This is a genomic window from Curtobacterium sp. MMLR14_010 (assembly GCF_001865015.1).
In the GTDB taxonomy this organism is placed as follows: Bacteria; Actinomycetota; Actinomycetes; order Actinomycetales; family Microbacteriaceae; genus Curtobacterium.
Genome location: NZ_MJGV01000046.1, coordinates 301,896 through 318,374, shown reverse-complemented (window position 1 = coordinate 318,374; position 16,479 = coordinate 301,896). Strand labels below are relative to the sequence as shown.

The window sequence follows — 16,479 nt, the reverse complement described above, 5'->3', positions numbered from 1 at the left end:
GTCGAGCGGGTGGACCGTCGACCGGAGGAGCAGGAGAAGGAGGAGCAGTGCCGCACGCTACTGCTTGTCGGCTGCAGCAGTTCGCAGGGTGCTCTGGTTCGTCCGCAGAGCGCAACCGGTGAGCCGCTCGTGGGCTCGGAGGACGTCGTCGGGGGTCACCGAGGTCAGGCACGGGTGCCCCGGGACGGGACACTCGCGGGCCCGGCTGAGGCGGCAGGGGGCGTCCTGGTCGCCGAGCAGTTCGACGTGCTCGGCGTACGGCGCCCACTTCACGGCGGGCACGACCGGCGAGAACAGGCTGACGATCCTGGCGCCCACCGCTGCGGCCAGGTGGGCGGGTCCGGTGTTGCCGACGACGACGACCTCGGCCCCCGCCAGCACCGCTGCGAGCTCGGCCGGGCTGGTCCGCCCGCCCAGGTCGAGCACGGGGGTGGCCTGGTCCGCGGCACCGTCGGGACCGGCCACGAACGCCGTCAGCTCGCGCTCCCCGGGGGAGCCGGTGACGACGACCGGCACGCCGAGGTCGCGGTACGCGGCCACGAGCGCGCGGTGGGCCTCCGGCGGCCACGACCGCGCCTCGACGCTGGCGCCGGGGTGGACGACCACGTAGCGCTCCAGCGCGGCCACCTCGGCAGGTGCGACGGCGTCGTGACGCACCACGAGCCTCCCGGCGTCGTCCGACGGCAGCGCGAACCCGGCCGCCTCGGCGATGCGGAGCGCGCGCTCGGGTTCCGGCACGTCCTCGGGCAGGTCCTCGCCGGGGCGGAGCCGGACGTCGAGCAGCGAGCCGGGGTGGTCGACGGACGCTCCGGAGACGCGCGCGACGCCGGCCAGGCGCAGCAGCATCGCCAGGGGGAGCGGCGACTGGTGGAACGAGGTGAGCACGACGGCCTCGTCGATCCGTTCCTCGGCGACGATCGCGCGGAACTCGGCGAGCACGGCGTCATCGAGCGGCCGGGCGGTCTCCGTCACCCACGGCGCCGCCCAGACCCGGACCCGGTCGATGCCGGGCAGCAGGTCGGCGGCCGGGGCGCCCTGCGGACCGCAGAGCATCGTGACGTGGGACGCGCCGACGGCGACGGCGCGGACGGCGGGACCGGTGACCAGGACGTCCCCGAACGAGTCGAGCCGGGCGACGAGCACCCGGGGGCCGGTGCGGTGGTCCTCGTCGCTCACGCGCGCGCCGCTGCCACGCGGGTTCACGTGCTGGCCGAAGCCGCGCGGGCGAGCGCCATCGCGACGGCGTCCTCGATGGTGTCCGCGACGGTGGGGGCCGCGTCGACCTCCTCCTGCCGGGTCCTGGGAGTCGGCACCAGGATCGACTGCGCACCGGCAGCCGCAGCCGCACCGACGTCCGCGCCGATGTCGCCGATCACGACGAGCTCCGACGCCGGCACCCCGAGCCGCTCGGCGGCCTCGAGCACCAGGCCGGGTCGGGGCTTGCGGCAGACGCAGTCGTCGGCGGAGCCGTGCGGGCAGACGCACCAGACGTCGAAGGGCCCGACGAGCTCGTCCACGCGGGCGTTCGTGGCGTCCACCTGCTCCCGGGTGGCCCCGCCCCGGGCGATGACCGACTGGTTCGTGACGACCCCCACCGGCAGCCCGGCGGCGCGGGCACGCTCGACCGCCCGGTGCGCACCGGGGACGGGCACCACCTTGTGCGGGTCGGCGTTGTAGGGGACGTCGATGACCAGGGTGTCGTCGCGGTCGAAGAGGAGACCGCGCACGACACGGTCCACGGAGAGAGCCATGCCCTGAGTTCTACCAAGGACGTCGGACGCCGGCGGCAGGAAGGCCGCTGACCGCGCGTCCCGGGCGTGGCTGCCGCCGTGCCGCTAGCGTCGACCGCGTGACCGCCCTCGAAGCCCTGCCCCCGTCCGACGGCCGCCCCGAGCTCGTCGTGCTCCGCGCGATCAAACTCGGCGACCTCCTGGTGGCGGTCCCCGCGCTGCACGCCATCCGCCGGGCCTTCCCCGACCACCGCATCAGCCTCGCCACCACCGCCTGGCTCGCACCCGTCGTCGAACTCATCCCGGACGTCGACGTGCACCTCGCGCAGCAGGGCTTCGACCACCCGATCGGCGTCCCTGCCGGGGTCACCGACGTCGCCGTCAACCTGCACGGCGCCGGCCCGGAGTCGCAGGACCTCGTCGACGCGCTCGGTGCCCGGCTCGTCATCGCCCACGGCGGTGCCGAGGGTCCGGCATGGGAGACGGGTCCGGTCAACGAGCGGGAGCGGTGGGCCGGACTGCTCACCGCGCACGGGTACGACGCCGACGCCGACGACGTCGCCATCGCGCGTCCGGCCGAGCCCGCCGTCGTCGAGGACGCGGCCGTCGTGCACGTCGGCGCCTTCCACGGTGCGCGGCACTGGCCCGTCGACCGCTTCGCCGACGTGGTGCGCGGGCTCCAGGAGCGCGGCTTCCACGTCGTCCTGACGGGAGGCTCGGCGGACGTCGAGCGCGCGGCCGCCGTCGCCGACGCGGTCGGCCTGGCACCCGAGGCGGTGCTGGCCGGCGTTCTGGACCTGCAGCCGTTCGCCGCCGTGGTCGCCGCCGCGCGGCTCGTCGTCACCGTGGACACCGGCGCCGCGCACCTGGCGTCCGCCTACGGCGTCCCGTCCGTGGTCCTCTTCGGCCCGGCCCCGCCCGAGTCGTGGGGGCCGCCGGCGACGGGACCGCACATCGTGCTCACGGACGCGTCGGTGCGCCGTGGTGACGTCTTCGCCGAGGACCCCGACCCCGCGATCCTCGCCGTGCACGCCGCCGACGTGCTCGGTGCCGTGGACGAGCTCGGCGTCGCGCCCGACCTGCGGACGACGGCGACGACCGACCGGTAGCGTCGAGGGGCGGCACCGGATCGTCCGGCGGCCGCGGAGGGAGCACCCGTGTTCGAAGCGGCCAACATCCGGGACTGGATCGGCCTGCCGGTCGTCGACGAGAGCGACGACAAGGTCGGCAACCTCGAGAGCATCTACTACGACACCGCGACGTCCGAGCCCGCGTTCGGCTCGGTCACCACCGGTGTGATGGGCTTCACCAAGCTCGTGTTCGTGCCCTTGGTCGGTGCGACCGTCACCCCGAAGCACCTCAGCGTGACCTTCGGCAAGAAGCTCATCAAGGACGCCCCGACGATCGCGACGGACGGCGAGCTCACGGCGGAGCTCGAGCCCGAGGTGTTCGCGCACTACGGCATGGAGTACCGCACGGGCAGCGGCGGCGAACGGCGACTCGGCCGACGCTGAGGACCCCACGGGTAGGGTGATCGTCCCCGACCACCCGACCCGCACCCGAGGGACCCGCCCTGTACCGCTCCGCCCGCTCGACGTTGCTCGCCGCCCTGGCGCTCGTCGGTGTGCTCGCGGTCGGGGCGGTCGCTCCGGCGCCGGCCTCGGCGGCCCCGTCCTGGCCCGTGCCGCAGCCCTACCGGGTGTCGTCCCCGCCCACCGAGGTGCTCGACGGCCTGCCGCCCGGCAGCGAGTACGTCGCCCTCGGAGACTCGTACTCGGCCGGGTACGGCCTGCCCGACCCCACCCGGCTGCCGGCCTCCGCGTGCGGCCAGTCGGCCAGGGACTACCCCCACCGGATCGCCGCCCGGTTCGGCCTCGCGCTGCACGACGTCACCTGCGGCGGGGCCACGAGCGAGGACGTCACCGACCGGCACCAGTTCAAAGGTGTCCCCCCGCAGATCGAGGCCCTCTCGACGCGGACCCGGCTCGTCACGCTCACGATCGGCGGCAACGACGCCGACCTGTTCGGCACGGCGGCGTCCTGCCTGGCCCTGACCGCGAAGGGCCCGGTGTTCTCCGGCCGCGACGCCTCCTCCTGCCGCAGCACCCTGGTGCACGACGGCGAGGACCAGCTCGGCGCCAAGATCCAGTCCCGCGTGGCGCTCGGCATCGCCGACACCCTCGCAGCGATCCGACGTGCCGCGCCGAACGCCCGCGTGCTGTTCCTCGGGTACCCGGCGATCTTCCCGGACGCCGAGCACACCCCGGCGAAGGGGTGCTTCCGCGCCGGACTCGACCTCGGCACGCTGACCGGGTCGTTCCCGGAGGACACCTACCCGTTCACCGACACGGACGTGCGCTACCTGCACGGGGTGCAGGAGGAGCTGGACGACGTCGCCCGGTCTGCTGCCACGGCCGCCGGTGTCCGCTACCTCGACGTCTTCCGCGCGACGCAGGGCCGGTCGGGCTGCGCGCGGTCCGGCGCGTACGTGTCCGGCGTCACGCTCGACTCCACGAGCGGCTTCCGACGCATCGACCTGGAGCCGGGCGCGCTGCACCCGAACACCCGGGGTGTCGCGTACCTGGCACGGCAGGTCGCGGCCGAACTGCGCACCGTCGCCGGCTGAGCGCTCCGAGCCGATCGCTCCACCCCACCCCTCTCTCCACGCGCGCGCGGCGAGCGTAGCCTCGGGCCGTGGTGCGGAGCGCGGGACTGTTGCTGTACCGGACCGGCGCGTCCGGGACCGAGCTGTTCATCGCGCACATGGGCGGCCCGTTCTGGCGGCGGCGGGAGCGGGCGTGGTCGATCCCGAAGGGCGAGTACACCGACGAGCCGCCGCTCGAGGCCGCGCTGCGGGAGTTCCACGAGGAGATCGGCGTCCCGGCACCCGACGTGCCGTGGACCGAGCTGGGGGAGTTCCGGCAGGCCTCGGGCAAACGCGTCATCGTGTTCGCCGGTGCGGCGCCGTCCTTCTCCGTCGACGTGGTGCGGAGCAACACCGTCCGGCTCGAGCTCCCGCGGGGTTCCGGGCGGTTCGTCGAGGTGCCGGAGGTCGACGACGCCCGGTGGGTCGCCCGCGAGGACGCGCGGGAGATGCTCGTCGCCGGACAGGTCCCGGCGCTCGACGCGGTGGCCGACCTGCTCGCCGGTGGCCGCGAGACGTGACGAACACGTCTCGATCCGTCCCGCAGGTTCGTTCCGCGGATAGCATGAGGGAGCGTCAAGGCAGACGGCTCGACGCGTGAACAGGGGAGAACGCATGCGCCGCTGGCGGATGATGACAGCCGGGTTGACCGGGATCGTGCTCGGAGCCGGGCTGGCACTCGGGGGAGCGACCAGCGCATCGGCTGAGCCGAACGGGCACTGGGGCACGTTCACGCTCAGCGGGGCGAGCAAGGCCTACACGGGGACGATGACGTTGCCGGGGTTCCCGGAGACGACGTTCACGTCGAACTCGCGGCAGTCCACGGTGATCAGCGGTGCCTCGACCTGGCAGGGACCGTCGACGGCCCCCGGCGCGGTGTACGGGTCGAGCCGCGGCTCCACGTACATGAACCAGCGTCCGAACACCGACTCGCCGACGGCCGCGGGGTCGTCGACGACCACCTACACGTTCGCCACGCCGACGCCGGGCGCCTCCAGCTGGTCCTTCGTGCTCGGTGACGTCGACGCCGACCAGGCGACGATCTCCGCCACCACCCAGGGCGGCGGGACCGCGACGGCGGCGCAGCTCGGGTTCCAGAGCGGCTACAACTCCTGCTCCTCGGTCTCGCCCGGCGGATGGTCCTGCCCGTCCGACCCCGGCGGCGTGACGGCGGGCCAGGACGTCCCCACATGGGACCCGGCGACCCGCACGCTCACGGGCAACGCGGCCGCCAACGACACCGCCGGCGCGACGGCCTGGTTCACCCCGACCGTGCCGCTGGACTCGTTGACGATCACCTACCAGCAGCGCAGCGGGTTCCCCGTGTACCAGACCTGGTTCGCGAACCGCACGGCCGCGATCTCGGGCGTCGCGACGCTCGACGGTGCGGCGATCCCGGGCGCGACGGTCACCGTCACCGCGCTGCGCGGCACGAGCTACACCACGACGACCGACGCAGAGGGACGCTACGTCTTCCCGCAGCTGCCCGTGATCAACGGCTACCGCGTGGACGTCACCGCGCCGTCGGGGGCCACCGGCACCGCGTCCGTCCCCGACGTCTCGCTGAACACCACGCCGGGCGGCGTCGACCGCACCGTGGACTTCCCGTTCACCTCGCCTCCCGCGACCACGTCGGTGATCGGCACCGTGACCGACGGCGAGGGCCACCCCGCCGCGAACGTCCCCGTCGTCATCACCGACCCGGCCGCGCCGGACGAGCCGCCCGTCGAGGTCGTCACCAACAGCGACGGCGTCTACACCGGATCCGACCTGCCGGCGTCGACCGACCTCAGCGTCACCGTGGGTGACGAGGCGCCGACCACCATCACGACCGGCGCCGCCGACACCCAGCCGGTCCCGCAGGCACCGATCGCCGCGCCAAGTGCCGTGAACACCATCACCGGCACCGTGACCATCGACGGCACCTCCGTGCCCGCCGGGGTCGTCGTGGAGCTCCTCGACGCCGACGGTGTGCTCGTCGGGTCGACCGAGACCGACGCCGCGGGCTCCTACCTGTTCGCCGCGGCGCCCGGCGCGTACTCGGTGCGCACGACGACGCCCGTGCCCGGTGCGACCGGACCGACGACGGTCCCGGCGGACTCGACCGCCGGTGACGTCACGGCGGACCTGCCGTTCGCGACGCCGCAGGCCCCCGCCGAGGTGGTCGTCGACCAGCCCGGCACCGTGACGGACACGAACGGCGACCCCGTCGCGGGCGTCACCGTCGTCGCCACCCCGACCGAGCCCGACTCCGGCGCCGCGGTCACCGCGACCACGGGCAGGGACGGCACCTTCGACCTGACCGGCCTGGAGCCGACCACGTCCTACGAGGTCGTCGCCGGCGCGGGTGACACCGCCGGGGAGCCGCAGACCGTCGTGACGCCAGAGACCGGGTCGGCCGCGCCGCTCGCGCTCGTCGTCCCGGCTGCCGCGGTGCCGACTCCCACCCCGACGCCGACGCCGACCCCGACGCCGGTCCCGACCGCGTCGCCGTCGCCCACGCCGACCGTCGCACCGGTGCCGTCCGCCGGCGGTGGAGCCGGGTCAACCCCGGTGTCCTCGACCGGGGGCAGCGGCTCGAACGGACCGCTCGCCTACACCGGCGCGGACATCACCCCCGCGGCCATCGCGGCCGGTGTGCTCGTGCTCCTCGGGGCAGGGCTGCTGACCTTCCGCGCAGTCCGCAACCGTCGCCGGACGCAGCACCTGCAGGACTGAGGCCGAGGGGTCCCGACACCCCGCTCACTGCTGCCGAGCGGCCGAGGATCGTCTCCTCGGCCGCTCGACTGCTACGACTCGTGACCGGTCGGTGGAGCGCACCCGGGGTGTCGTGACCGGTCGGGCACGGGCGGCGCACGGCGGCGCACGGGTAGCACCCGCCCACGCCCGCGTCCGCACCGCGCCCGCGGCCTCGCTACTCGTGCACGCGCCGCGTCCGCTGCGACCCGGTCACCGTGGCGACCGAGCCCGTCATCGTCTGGATCGCCCGGCTGATCGTCGGGATCGACGTGGTGACGACGGCGAGCGAGGACGTGATCGCCTCGATCGACGACGTCGACAGGTGCTCCTGGTGCGACGAGTGCACCGGGAAGCCCCGACGCGCCGCGACCACCACGCCGAGGGACCCGAGCAGCACGACGGCCCCGGCGATCGGCAGCGTCTGCATGCCCGTCATCCCGAGCACCTGCCCGCCGATGGCCGCACCGCCCGCGATGCCGATGTTCGACGCCCCGTTGACCAGGGCCCCGGCGATGTCCGGGGAGACGCCCCCGGCCCGGATCGCCGCCGCCATGAAGAGCGTGCCCGTGGTGCCGTTCGCCGCCATCCAGACGCCGGCGACGACCATCGTCCCGACGATCGAGCCGTGCACGAACGGCAGCGCCACGAACGACGCCGCCATCACCGCGACGGCCACGATGAGCGTCTGCCGGGGCGCGCTGTCGACGAACACGCCGGCCAGCCACAGCCCGATGACGCCGGTGCCGCCGAGGACCAGCAGCGCCCCGCTGACCAGGCCCGTGTCGAGCCCGGCGTCGATCGCGTAGGGGCCGACGTACGTGTAGACGATGTAGTGCCCGGCGAAGAGCAGCAGGTCGGCGACCACCACGGCGAGCAGCCCGGTGCGCGCCCACGCCCGCGGCGACCCGATGTGCGGCGACGACGTGCCGCGGACGGCCGGCAGGAACAGGGCCGCGACGACGGCCAGTGCCGCGGCGCACACGGCCACCGACCCGACGGCCGGACGCCACCCGATCGACTGCCCGACCCCGGTGGCGAGCGGTACACCGATCACGAAGCCGAGCGAGCTGCCCGAGTACACGAACGCGATCGCCCGGCCGGCGAGGCGCGGGGGGACGATCCGGGTGGCGTAGGCCGACGCGACGGAGAAGAAGAGGGCGTGCGCGACGCCGCCGACCACACGACCCGCGCAGACCACGGCGAACGAGGGCGCGAGCGCGACCATGAGGTTCGACACGGCGTAGCCCACCAGGGTCGCGACGAGCACGGCCTTCCGCGGCAGCCGCGCGGTGAACGACGTCAGCGGCAGTGCCAGGATCGCCACGGCCGCGGCGTACACGGTGATGACGATCCCCATCTGCGACTCGGTGACGCCCAGGTCGGTGCTCATGGTGCCGAGCAGTCCGACGGGCATCAGCTCGGTGGTGATGGCGAAGAACGTGGCGAGGCCGAGGACGGCGATGCCGACGACGGCCTTCGAGGTCAGGACGGACGTCGTGACGGACGTGGTCGACGCGGTCGACGTGGTGGTGACGGACGCGGTGCTCGTGGACACGGGGCTGACCTCCTCGGGACGTGGTGGAGCGCGCGACGGGTTCGTCACGTCGACGACACCACGACCTGGTCGGTCGGGCAGTGCGCGCTCGCGGTGGTTGGTTGTGTGTTGGTCACTCCACGGCGAGTGCGATCCATCCAGTGTCGCACGCGACCACGCGGGACCGCGAGGGCACGGAGGAACTTCGAAGGAGCGCTCCAACCCACCCGGCGTCAGAACTCGTTCGTGACCGTGCCGCGCACCCCGCCGCCGACCAGGTCGACCGTCAGCGTGCCGCTCAGCGACGACGCCGACAGCGACACCGACCCGTGCAGCGCGTCCTGCCGGGGGTAGCAGGCGCTGGTCGCGTGTCGACGGTCGGCGGTCGCGACCAGGCAGATGGTCGCCCGGTCCGTGCCGACCCCGGCCCACACCGTCCAGGGCGTCGCGGCGTCGTCCCCGCTGAGGGACCGGTTCGTGAACACGAGGCGCGTCGTGTGCAGGCTGACCGGCGCGTCGAACGCTCCCGGCAGCTGGTCGGCGTAGGTCTGCGGAGCGTCGAGCAGCTGCTCGAGCGTCACGGCCCCGGCGGTCGGCGTCACCGACGGGGACGAGGGCGTGGCCGGGTGCGCGGTGCCGACGGCGAGTCCCGTCCCGAACGCCACGACCACGACGGCCGCGACCCCGCCCGCCACCCACGGCCGTGCGAGCGCCCACCGCGCCAGGCGGAGCGGCCTGGCCCACGGGCGTCCGGCTGCCGCTGGCTCGGTGTCCTGGTCGCCTCGGTCGACCGGCTCGCGGTCCGGCACGTCACCAGGGTCGGCCTGGAGGCTCGGGTCGGCCTGGTCCCGCCGCTCCGCCTGCACGACACCGGGCCCCTCCAAGACACCGGGCGCCTCCGCGACACTGGCCGCCGCCACGACGCCGGTCGCCTTCGCCGCACCGGTGGCCGCAGGGGTCACCGCGACGCGGATCCGTCCGCGCCCGCGCTGCAGGTCCCCGAGCGCGACACGTGCCCGAGCCGCCTCGGCCTCGCTCGACCCGGCACCCCAGGCGATGCCCTCGAGGCGCGCGCGTTCGATCGCGGTGTCGCGGTCGTCGTCGGCCATGCGCACTCCCGGGCTCCGGTCGTTGCTCTCGTCGGTTCTCATGCTGGCACTCGGACTGCTCCGGCGCGCACCCAGATCGGGGGGAGTACGCCGGGAGGATGACCGACGCACGCGAGCCAGACCCCGAGACCCTCGAACCGCTCAGCCACGACACCCAGTCCGGCGAGGCGGACTACGTCGCGACGAGCCCCGGCGGCAGCGGCACCGAGCGCCACGTCCCGCTCCCCTCAGAGGAGCAGGGACGCGACACCGAGTACGACCCCGTCGACGAGGGCCCGAAGCACGAGGGCTGAGCCGCCTCAGCGCGCCAGCCGCCGCAGCACCGCCCGCTCGCCGTACGTCCACGTGGCGCTCGTCACGACGTAGAGCGCGGCGGCGAGCGGGGCGATCGCCGCGAACCCGACCGTCAGGAACGGTGCCCACCGTCCGATCGCCGTCGTGGCAGCGGCGCCGGGCACCTCGGCGTCCGGTGTCGCCACCGGGTTCCAGTGCAGGGCCGACCGGCGCGTGGCCTCGACCACGACGGCGAGCACGACGAGCAGCACGACCACCACCCATGCGTGCACCCACAGCGGCGAGGTGACGACCGCGACGAGGGACTGCCCGAGCGGCACCCCGGCGAGCGTGGCCTCGAGCAGGACGTTCGACGCCCCCGCGATGGTCGTGTGCGTGAAGAGCGTGTACAGCAGCGAGACGACCGGCGCCTGCGCGAGGACGGGCAGGCAGCCGGCGAGCGGGGACACCCGCTCGGCGGTGTACAGCTCCTGCACGGCACGCTGCAGTCGCTCCCGGTCGGCACCGTGGCGCTTCCGGAGGGCGGCCAGCTGCGGGGCGAGCCGGCGCCGGTCCCGCTCGGCCCGGACCTGCAGGACGGACAGCGGCACGAGCAGGGCGCGCACCGCCAGGGTCACGAGCACGACGGCCAGCGCCGCGGCGAGCGTCCCGGCGACGGGGGAGAGCGCTCCGGAGAGCGTGGCGAGCAGGTCGGCGCCGAGCTGCAGCAGCGTGCCGATGACGGGCAGGGTGGAGAGGTCCATGACGGTTCCGTTCGAGTGGGGTGGTCGGGGTCATGTGGGCGACCCGCCACCGATCGATCGGCGTCAGGTCGCGCGGACGACTCCGGGAGCCCGTGGACGCGCGTGTCCGGCGGCGTCGGGGTGGCTCCACGCGATCCGCGTGACGGCGTCCACGGGGCGGTCGACCACGGACGGACCGGGACCGACCCGGATCCCGAGTGCCAGGGCGACCAGCTGCGCGACGACCACCGCGGCGGCGACGGCCGCGACGCCGAGCGCGGCCACGGCGAACAGCGGCAGGACACCGGTGGCGGGGTCGACGGCGAGCAGCGCGGCGACTGCGCGCAGGATCACCTCGATGACGGTCATGGTCCGTTCAGCGTAAGCCCCGCGTGCCGTGGTCCGCTCGTGGGTCCGGCGCGGGAGGATCGCCGCATGACCTCCCCGAGCACCCCCGCGACGCTGGCGCTGGAGCGTGCGGGCGTGCCGTTCGTCCCACACGTGTACGAGCACCACGAGACGGCGACGAACTTCGGCGAAGAGGCGGCCGCCGCGCTCGGACTCCGCGAGGAGCAGGTGTTCAAGACGCTCGTCGTGTCCGTCGACGGCGCACTGGCGGTGGCGATCGTCCCCGTGGCGAACCGGCTCGACCTCAAGGCCATCGCCGCGGCGGTCGGCGGCAAGAAGGCGAGCCTCGCCGACCCTGCCCTGGCGGAGAAGCGCACCGGGTACGTCGTCGGTGGCATCAGTCCCGTCGGGCAGCGCTCGAAGATCCCCACGGTGCTCGACGCGTCGGCGTCCGACTACCCGACGATCTTCGTCTCCGGTGGTCGTCGCGGTTTCGACATCGAGATCGCGCCGGCGGACCTCCTGCGCGTCACGGAAGCGTCCACGGCAGCCATCGCGCGGACCTGAGTCGGGTCGGCGCAACTTCTTCCCACGACCGGGAATGCCCCGGTCCCTCCTGCGTTGCATTGAGTCGAAGGCACTCAAGTACCCCCAGGAGGTCCCGTTGCCAGAACCATCCGGCCCCATCGGCGGGCGTGACTCGTTCGACGAGTTCCTCGCACGCCTCCTCGCCGCCCAGGACACGAGCCAGCAGCGCTCCATGCCGTTCGGCCGTCCCGTCGACATCACCCGACTGCTCAGCCGTCGGACCCACGAGATGCTCCAGCGCACCGCCGAGTACGCGGTCGAGCAGGGACAGCGGGAGATCGACGCCCTGCACGTCCTGCACGTGCTCGTCCGCACCCAGCCGTTCGACGCCGTCGTCCGGTCCGCCGGTGTCGACCCCGAACGCCTCGCGGCCGAGGTCGAACAGCGCCTCCCCGCCCCGTCGTCCGAGCCCGTCGAGGGCCGTCCCGCATTGACGCCCTCCGCGCAGCGGATCCTCGTCGAGGCCACCCAGGCCGCGCGGGGCTTCGGCAGCACCTACACCGACCCCGAGCACGTCTTCTTCGCGCTCGTCATGGACCAGGAGACGGTCACCGGCCAGCTCCTCGCGAACGCCGGGATCACCCCGGCCGTCATGCAGTCCTACGCACAGCAGGCCGCCGACGCGGCACGAGAGGGGCGCCCCATGCCAGGGACCCACGCAGACACCGACACCACCGAGACCGCTTCCGAGACGCCGACCCTCGACCAGTTCGGCTCCGACCTCACCCAGCGCGCCCGCGACGGCCACATCGACCCCGTGATCGGCCGTGCGGACGAGATCGAGCAGACGGTCGAGATCCTGCTCCGACGCTCCAAGAACAATCCCGTCCTGATCGGTGAGCCCGGCGTCGGCAAGACCGCGATCGTCGAGGGCCTCGCCCAGCGCATCGTCGACGGCGACGTCCCCGCCCTGCTGCAGGGCAAGCGCGTCGTCGCACTCGACCTGCCCGGCATGCTCGCCGGCACCCGCTACCGCGGCGACTTCGAGGAACGCCTGACCACGGCCATGGACGAGATCACGGCCCACGCCGACGAGCTCATCGTGTTCGTCGACGAGCTGCACACCGTCGTCGGAGCCGGCGGGGGCGGTGAGGGCGGCTCGATGGACGCCGGCAACATCCTCAAGCCGCGCCTGGCCCGCGGCGACCTGCACATGGTCGGCGCCACCACGCTCTCGGAGTACCGCCGGATCGAGAAGGACGCCGCCCTCGAGCGCCGCTTCCAGCCGGTCACGGTGGGGGAGCCGAGCGTCGAGGACGCCGTCGCGATCCTCACCGGCCTCAGCCCCCGGTACGCCGACCACCACGGCGTCACCTACACGGACGGTGCACTGCGCGCCGCGGTCGAGCTCTCGCACCGCTACGTCACCGACCGCCACTTGCCCGACAAGGCCATCGACCTCATCGACCAGGCCGGTGCCCGGCGTCGCCTCCTCCGATCGGGGGATGTCGACATCGAGGCGCTCCGCGACCAGCTCGCCGAGCTGATGGCGGAGAAGGACCGCGCAGTCTCCGAGGAGCGCTACGAGGAGGCGTCTCGCCTCCGCGACCAGACCGCCGACCTGGAGGCCCGGATCACCGCCGCCGGATCGGCGGACGCTGGGCGAGCCTCCAGTCCGGACCAGGCGGGGGACGAGATCACGGAGGCGGACATCGCCGCCGTCGTGTCCCGCGCCACCGGCATCCCCGCGGCCCGGCTCACCCAGGGTGACCGGACCCGTCTCGCCCGACTGGAGGACGAGCTGCACCAGCGGGTCGTCGGACAGGAGGATGCGGTGCGCGCCATCGCGACCGCGGTGCGGCGCAGCCGGACCGGGATGGGCGACCCGCGTCGTCCGGTCGGGAGCTTCCTGTTCCTCGGACCGACCGGTGTCGGCAAGACCGAACTCGCGAAGGCCCTCGCGTCGTCGCTGTTCGGGGACGAGTCGGCGATGCTCCGCTTCGACATGAGCGAGTTCGGCGAGCGGCACACCGTGTCGCGGCTGGTCGGTGCCCCTCCCGGGTACGTCGGCTACGACGAGGCCGGCCAGCTGACCGAGCGTGTCCGTCGGAACCCGTACTCGGTGATCCTGCTCGACGAGGTCGAGAAGGCGCACCCGGACGTGTTCAACCTGCTGCTCCAGGTGCTCGACGACGGTCGGCTCACGGACGGACAGGGCCGCACGGTCGACTTCCGGAACACGGTCGTCATCATGACGTCGAACATCGGGTCGGAGTTCCTCGCGTCGCGCTCCGGCGCCCTCGGGTTCTCCGCGTCGGCGGACGGCGGCTACGGCGAGGACGACCTCCGGAACCGGGTGATGGGCAAGCTGCGGGAGTCGATGCGCCCCGAGTTCATCAACCGCATCGACGAGATCGTGCTCTTCCGCAAGCTCGACCGGACACAACTGCGCTCGATCGTGTCGCTGCTGCTGGCCGAGAGCTCGATGCGCCTCATCGCGCAGGACATGGTGCTCTCGGTCGACGAGGCCGCGGTGGACTGGCTCGCCGAGCACGGGTACGAGCCCGAGTACGGCGCCCGACCGCTCCGTCGCCTGATCCAGCGCGAGGTCGACGACCGCGTCGCGACGCTCGTCGTCGAGGGTGCCGTGCAGGCCGGTGACACCGTCCGGATCACCGTCGCCGACGGGTCGCTCGAGGCCCGGGCGACCACGCCGGCAGCCGTCTAGCCACCACCGAGCAGAACGCCCCGGGACCGATCGGTCCCGGGGCGTTCTCGCGTGTTCATTCCTGCAATTCCGAGTCATTCCGTGAAAGGGGTTGCGCGGTCGGGGAGAATGTCGCTACTGTTCTCACGTCGCGGACACAGTTCGCGATTCACACCAGTGGAATTCCTGACCCGCGCCGAAAGGGGGCCGACCATGATCCCGATCATCATCACCAACACCACGCAGACGCCGTTCCGTGCAGTCCGTGGGACCACCGGCTCCGTCGCCGGGTCCCGCTGACACGACCGCGTCCGCCACGCACTGGTCCGTCTCCTCGACGGGCCGCTGGTCCTGATGACCACGCCCGCGCCGGGATGATGCCCCGCGCAGTGGTCCTCCGCCGCTGACCGACCCTGGCCGGCGGTGTCCTCGCACGGCACCCATCTCCACGACCGACGTCGTGCGGTGACCGCTCCGTGACGAGGAATGTCGATCAACCGTGCTGGCGGGTCGTCGCCACGGAATGTCGGACCACGTTCTCGACGCATTTTCGTGTGCATTCTCTGCACCTGATGACGGTCGATTCCCCTGCCCGGGCGCGGCTGTTCCGTCGTGCCCGGATCCCGTCCGGTCGTGACGCCCCGTCGCGCCCGGATCCCGTCCGGTCGTGACGCTCCGTCGCGCCCGGATCCCTGCCAGACCTGCACGAAGAACCGGTGACCACCATGCCCACGAAGTCCGTCCTCCGCCGTCCCCCGACGCCCCCCGCAGCTCGTTCGGTCGCCCTGACCGACCGGCTCGCGATGCGCCTCGGGATGGCTCTCGTCATCTGGAGTCGGCGCACCCGCACCCAGCGGCCGCCCCTCGACCCGTCCCTGCAGCAGCAGCTCCGCCGTGAGCGTGCTGCCCGCGAGGCCGAGTGGGTGCTGCTCGGCGCCACGATGCACCTGTGGCGATGAGCGCACCAGACCCCACCGACGGGTGGTCCGACCGTGTCGACGGTCGGACCACCCGTTCCCCGTCCGGCTACCGTCGGTTCGCGACGAGCGCCTGGGCGTACGCGGACCACCACTTGCCGGCAGCCGGACCGCCGTTGCACGTGCCGTCGCTCGACCCGGGCGTCTTCACCCAGAGGAGTGCGTCCATCGCGGTCGTGCCGGCACTGACGTGCGGCGTCTGCCCGAGCCCGGCACCGGTCGGGTTGCACCAGGTGCCCTTCCACCCGCGCCCGTTCCGCGAGACGTCCACGACGTAGTGCGACCCGCCGGTCAGCGCGCTGACGCGGTCGCCGTAGGCGCGCTCCTGGTCCACCCGCTGGAAGTTCGCGACGTTCGTGAAGAACCCCCGTGCCTGGCTGATGCCGGCGGAGCGCAGCAGTGTCGCCTGCGCCTCGGCGGTGTTCCACGTGCTGTTGCCGCCGTCGAGGTAGGCGGGCACCCCGGCTGCTGACAGCGCCGACACGGCCTGTGCGAGCAGCGGTGGACGTGTCGCGGCCTCGCTCGTGCACCGGGGGAGCGCCGAGAGCGAGTCCGGCTCGACGAGGACCACGGCGCGGTGGCCGCGGAGGCCGTCCGCGACCCGCTGGTTCCACGCGACGTAGTCAGCTGCGGAGAGCCCACCGGCCGAGTACCCGCCGCAGTCCCGGTTCGGGATGGCGTAGGTGACGAAGACCGGGGTCCGACCGGCCGCCTCGGCCGCTGCCAGGTTGCGCGCCAGGTACCGGTCGAGCATGTCGCCCCGGAACCACTCGCCGAGCCAGATCGCGACCGGTTGCGCGGCGATCGTGCGCGCTGCCGCCACACCCGCGGTGTCGCCGGACGCGGAGAGTGCGGTGGCAGCCTGCGCCGCCTGGCTGTCCGGCTGGACGAAGAGACCACCGGCGAAGACCTGGCCGGTGGTCGCGGTGCGGATGGTGTCGGTCGTCACGGGCGTGGTCGTCGGAGCTGCGTGGGCCGGCACCGTGGCGACGACGCTGGTGACGGCTGCGACCGCGGTGAGCAGCGCGGCGAGGGCGGTCCTGGTCGTCGTCCTGGTCGTGGTCCTGGTCCTGGTCCTGGTCCTGGTGCTGGTCTTCGTCCTGGTGCGTTCCTGCATGGTGTGCGTCCCCTGTCCGTGGCGGCGGGC

The 16,479-nt window shown here is 73.5% G+C and carries 16 protein-coding genes; 9 read left to right on the top strand and 7 right to left on the bottom strand.

Annotated elements, in window-relative coordinates:
- Nucleotides 1–57: 57 nt before the first annotated feature.
- On the bottom strand, nt 58–1,176 hold the full coding sequence (locus BIU98_RS10010) for a glycosyltransferase family 9 protein (protein ID WP_071275473.1): 1,119 nt from the start codon (nt 1,174–1,176) through the stop codon (nt 58–60).
- 23 nt (nt 1,177–1,199) lie between these two features.
- Complete coding sequence (locus tag BIU98_RS10005) at nt 1,200–1,751, bottom strand: HAD-IIIA family hydrolase (protein ID WP_071275471.1); 552 nt, start codon at nt 1,749–1,751, stop codon at nt 1,200–1,202.
- 98 nt (nt 1,752–1,849) lie between these two features.
- Here BIU98_RS10005 and BIU98_RS10000 point away from each other — a divergent pair, with 98 nt between their 5' ends.
- From BIU98_RS10000 to BIU98_RS09980, 5 genes are all read left to right on the top strand, one after another.
- Entirely contained in the window at nt 1,850–2,839 is a 990-nt protein-coding gene (locus BIU98_RS10000; protein WP_071275469.1) for a glycosyltransferase family 9 protein, read from the top strand.
- 48 nt (nt 2,840–2,887) lie between these two features.
- Nucleotides 2,888–3,244: a PRC-barrel domain-containing protein gene (locus BIU98_RS09995; protein WP_071275467.1), complete on the top strand. Its 357-nt coding sequence runs from the start codon at nt 2,888–2,890 to the stop codon at nt 3,242–3,244.
- 83 nt (nt 3,245–3,327) lie between these two features.
- Entirely contained in the window at nt 3,328–4,356 is a 1,029-nt protein-coding gene (locus BIU98_RS09990) for an SGNH/GDSL hydrolase family protein (RefSeq protein WP_071275465.1), read from the top strand.
- A 68-nt stretch (nt 4,357–4,424) separates the two neighbouring features.
- Nucleotides 4,425–4,895, top strand: coding sequence for an NUDIX domain-containing protein (locus BIU98_RS09985; RefSeq protein WP_071275463.1), 471 nt, complete (start codon nt 4,425–4,427; stop codon nt 4,893–4,895).
- Between the two features lie 76 nt (nt 4,896–4,971).
- The gene (locus BIU98_RS09980) at nt 4,972–7,092 is read left to right on the top strand and encodes a collagen binding domain-containing protein (protein ID WP_139200650.1); all 2,121 of its coding nucleotides are present in this window, start codon (nt 4,972–4,974) and stop codon (nt 7,090–7,092) included.
- A 196-nt stretch (nt 7,093–7,288) separates the two neighbouring features.
- Here the strand turns inward: BIU98_RS09980 and BIU98_RS09975 are convergent, their stop codons facing one another.
- Nucleotides 7,289–8,668, bottom strand: coding sequence for an MFS transporter (locus tag BIU98_RS09975; protein WP_071275459.1), 1,380 nt, complete (start codon nt 8,666–8,668; stop codon nt 7,289–7,291).
- A 212-nt stretch (nt 8,669–8,880) separates the two neighbouring features.
- Nucleotides 8,881–9,756: a hypothetical protein gene (locus tag BIU98_RS09970; protein WP_071275457.1), complete on the bottom strand. Its 876-nt coding sequence runs from the start codon at nt 9,754–9,756 to the stop codon at nt 8,881–8,883.
- 98 nt (nt 9,757–9,854) lie between these two features.
- On the opposite strand from BIU98_RS09970, the gene BIU98_RS09965 reads away from it, so the two are divergent.
- Complete coding sequence (locus BIU98_RS09965) at nt 9,855–10,049, top strand: hypothetical protein (protein ID WP_071275455.1); 195 nt, start codon at nt 9,855–9,857, stop codon at nt 10,047–10,049.
- A 6-nt stretch (nt 10,050–10,055) separates the two neighbouring features.
- Here BIU98_RS09965 and yidC read toward each other — a convergent pair whose 3' ends face one another.
- The gene (yidC, locus tag BIU98_RS09960; protein WP_071275453.1) at nt 10,056–10,793 is read right to left on the bottom strand and encodes a membrane protein insertase YidC; all 738 of its coding nucleotides are present in this window, start codon (nt 10,791–10,793) and stop codon (nt 10,056–10,058) included.
- A gap of 63 nt (nt 10,794–10,856) precedes the next feature.
- Complete coding sequence (locus BIU98_RS09955) at nt 10,857–11,141, bottom strand: DUF6412 domain-containing protein (protein ID WP_071275451.1); 285 nt, start codon at nt 11,139–11,141, stop codon at nt 10,857–10,859.
- 66 nt (nt 11,142–11,207) lie between these two features.
- Here BIU98_RS09955 and ybaK point away from each other — a divergent pair, with 66 nt between their 5' ends.
- From ybaK to BIU98_RS09940, 3 genes are all read left to right on the top strand, one after another.
- Entirely contained in the window at nt 11,208–11,687 is a 480-nt protein-coding gene (gene ybaK / locus BIU98_RS09950; RefSeq protein ID WP_071275449.1) for a Cys-tRNA(Pro) deacylase, read from the top strand.
- Between the two features lie 97 nt (nt 11,688–11,784).
- Nucleotides 11,785–14,376, top strand: coding sequence for an ATP-dependent Clp protease ATP-binding subunit (locus BIU98_RS09945; RefSeq protein WP_071276439.1), 2,592 nt, complete (start codon nt 11,785–11,787; stop codon nt 14,374–14,376).
- A 695-nt stretch (nt 14,377–15,071) separates the two neighbouring features.
- Complete coding sequence (locus BIU98_RS09940) at nt 15,072–15,314, top strand: hypothetical protein (RefSeq protein ID WP_071275447.1); 243 nt, start codon at nt 15,072–15,074, stop codon at nt 15,312–15,314.
- Between the two features lie 67 nt (nt 15,315–15,381).
- Here the strand turns inward: BIU98_RS09940 and BIU98_RS09935 are convergent, their stop codons facing one another.
- Complete coding sequence (locus BIU98_RS09935; RefSeq protein ID WP_083393151.1) at nt 15,382–16,449, bottom strand: glycoside hydrolase family 6 protein; 1,068 nt, start codon at nt 16,447–16,449, stop codon at nt 15,382–15,384.
- Between the last annotated feature and the right edge of the window lie 30 nt (nt 16,450–16,479).

Coding starts and splice junctions, on each gene's coding strand:
- BIU98_RS10005 (WP_071275471.1), bottom strand. CDS start 1,751: ATGGCTCTCTCCGTGGACCGTGTCGTGCGCGGTCTCCTCTTCGACCGC.
- BIU98_RS09970 (WP_071275457.1), bottom strand. CDS start 9,756: ATGGCCGACGACGACCGCGACACCGCGATCGAACGCGCGCGCCTCGAG.
- BIU98_RS09965 (WP_071275455.1), top strand. CDS start 9,855: ATGACCGACGCACGCGAGCCAGACCCCGAGACCCTCGAACCGCTCAGC.
- yidC (WP_071275453.1), bottom strand. CDS start 10,793: ATGGACCTCTCCACCCTGCCCGTCATCGGCACGCTGCTGCAGCTCGGC.
- BIU98_RS09955 (WP_071275451.1), bottom strand. CDS start 11,141: ATGACCGTCATCGAGGTGATCCTGCGCGCAGTCGCCGCGCTGCTCGCC.
- ybaK (WP_071275449.1), top strand. CDS start 11,208: ATGACCTCCCCGAGCACCCCCGCGACGCTGGCGCTGGAGCGTGCGGGC.
- BIU98_RS09935 (WP_083393151.1), bottom strand. CDS start 16,449: ATGCAGGAACGCACCAGGACGAAGACCAGCACCAGGACCAGGACCAGG.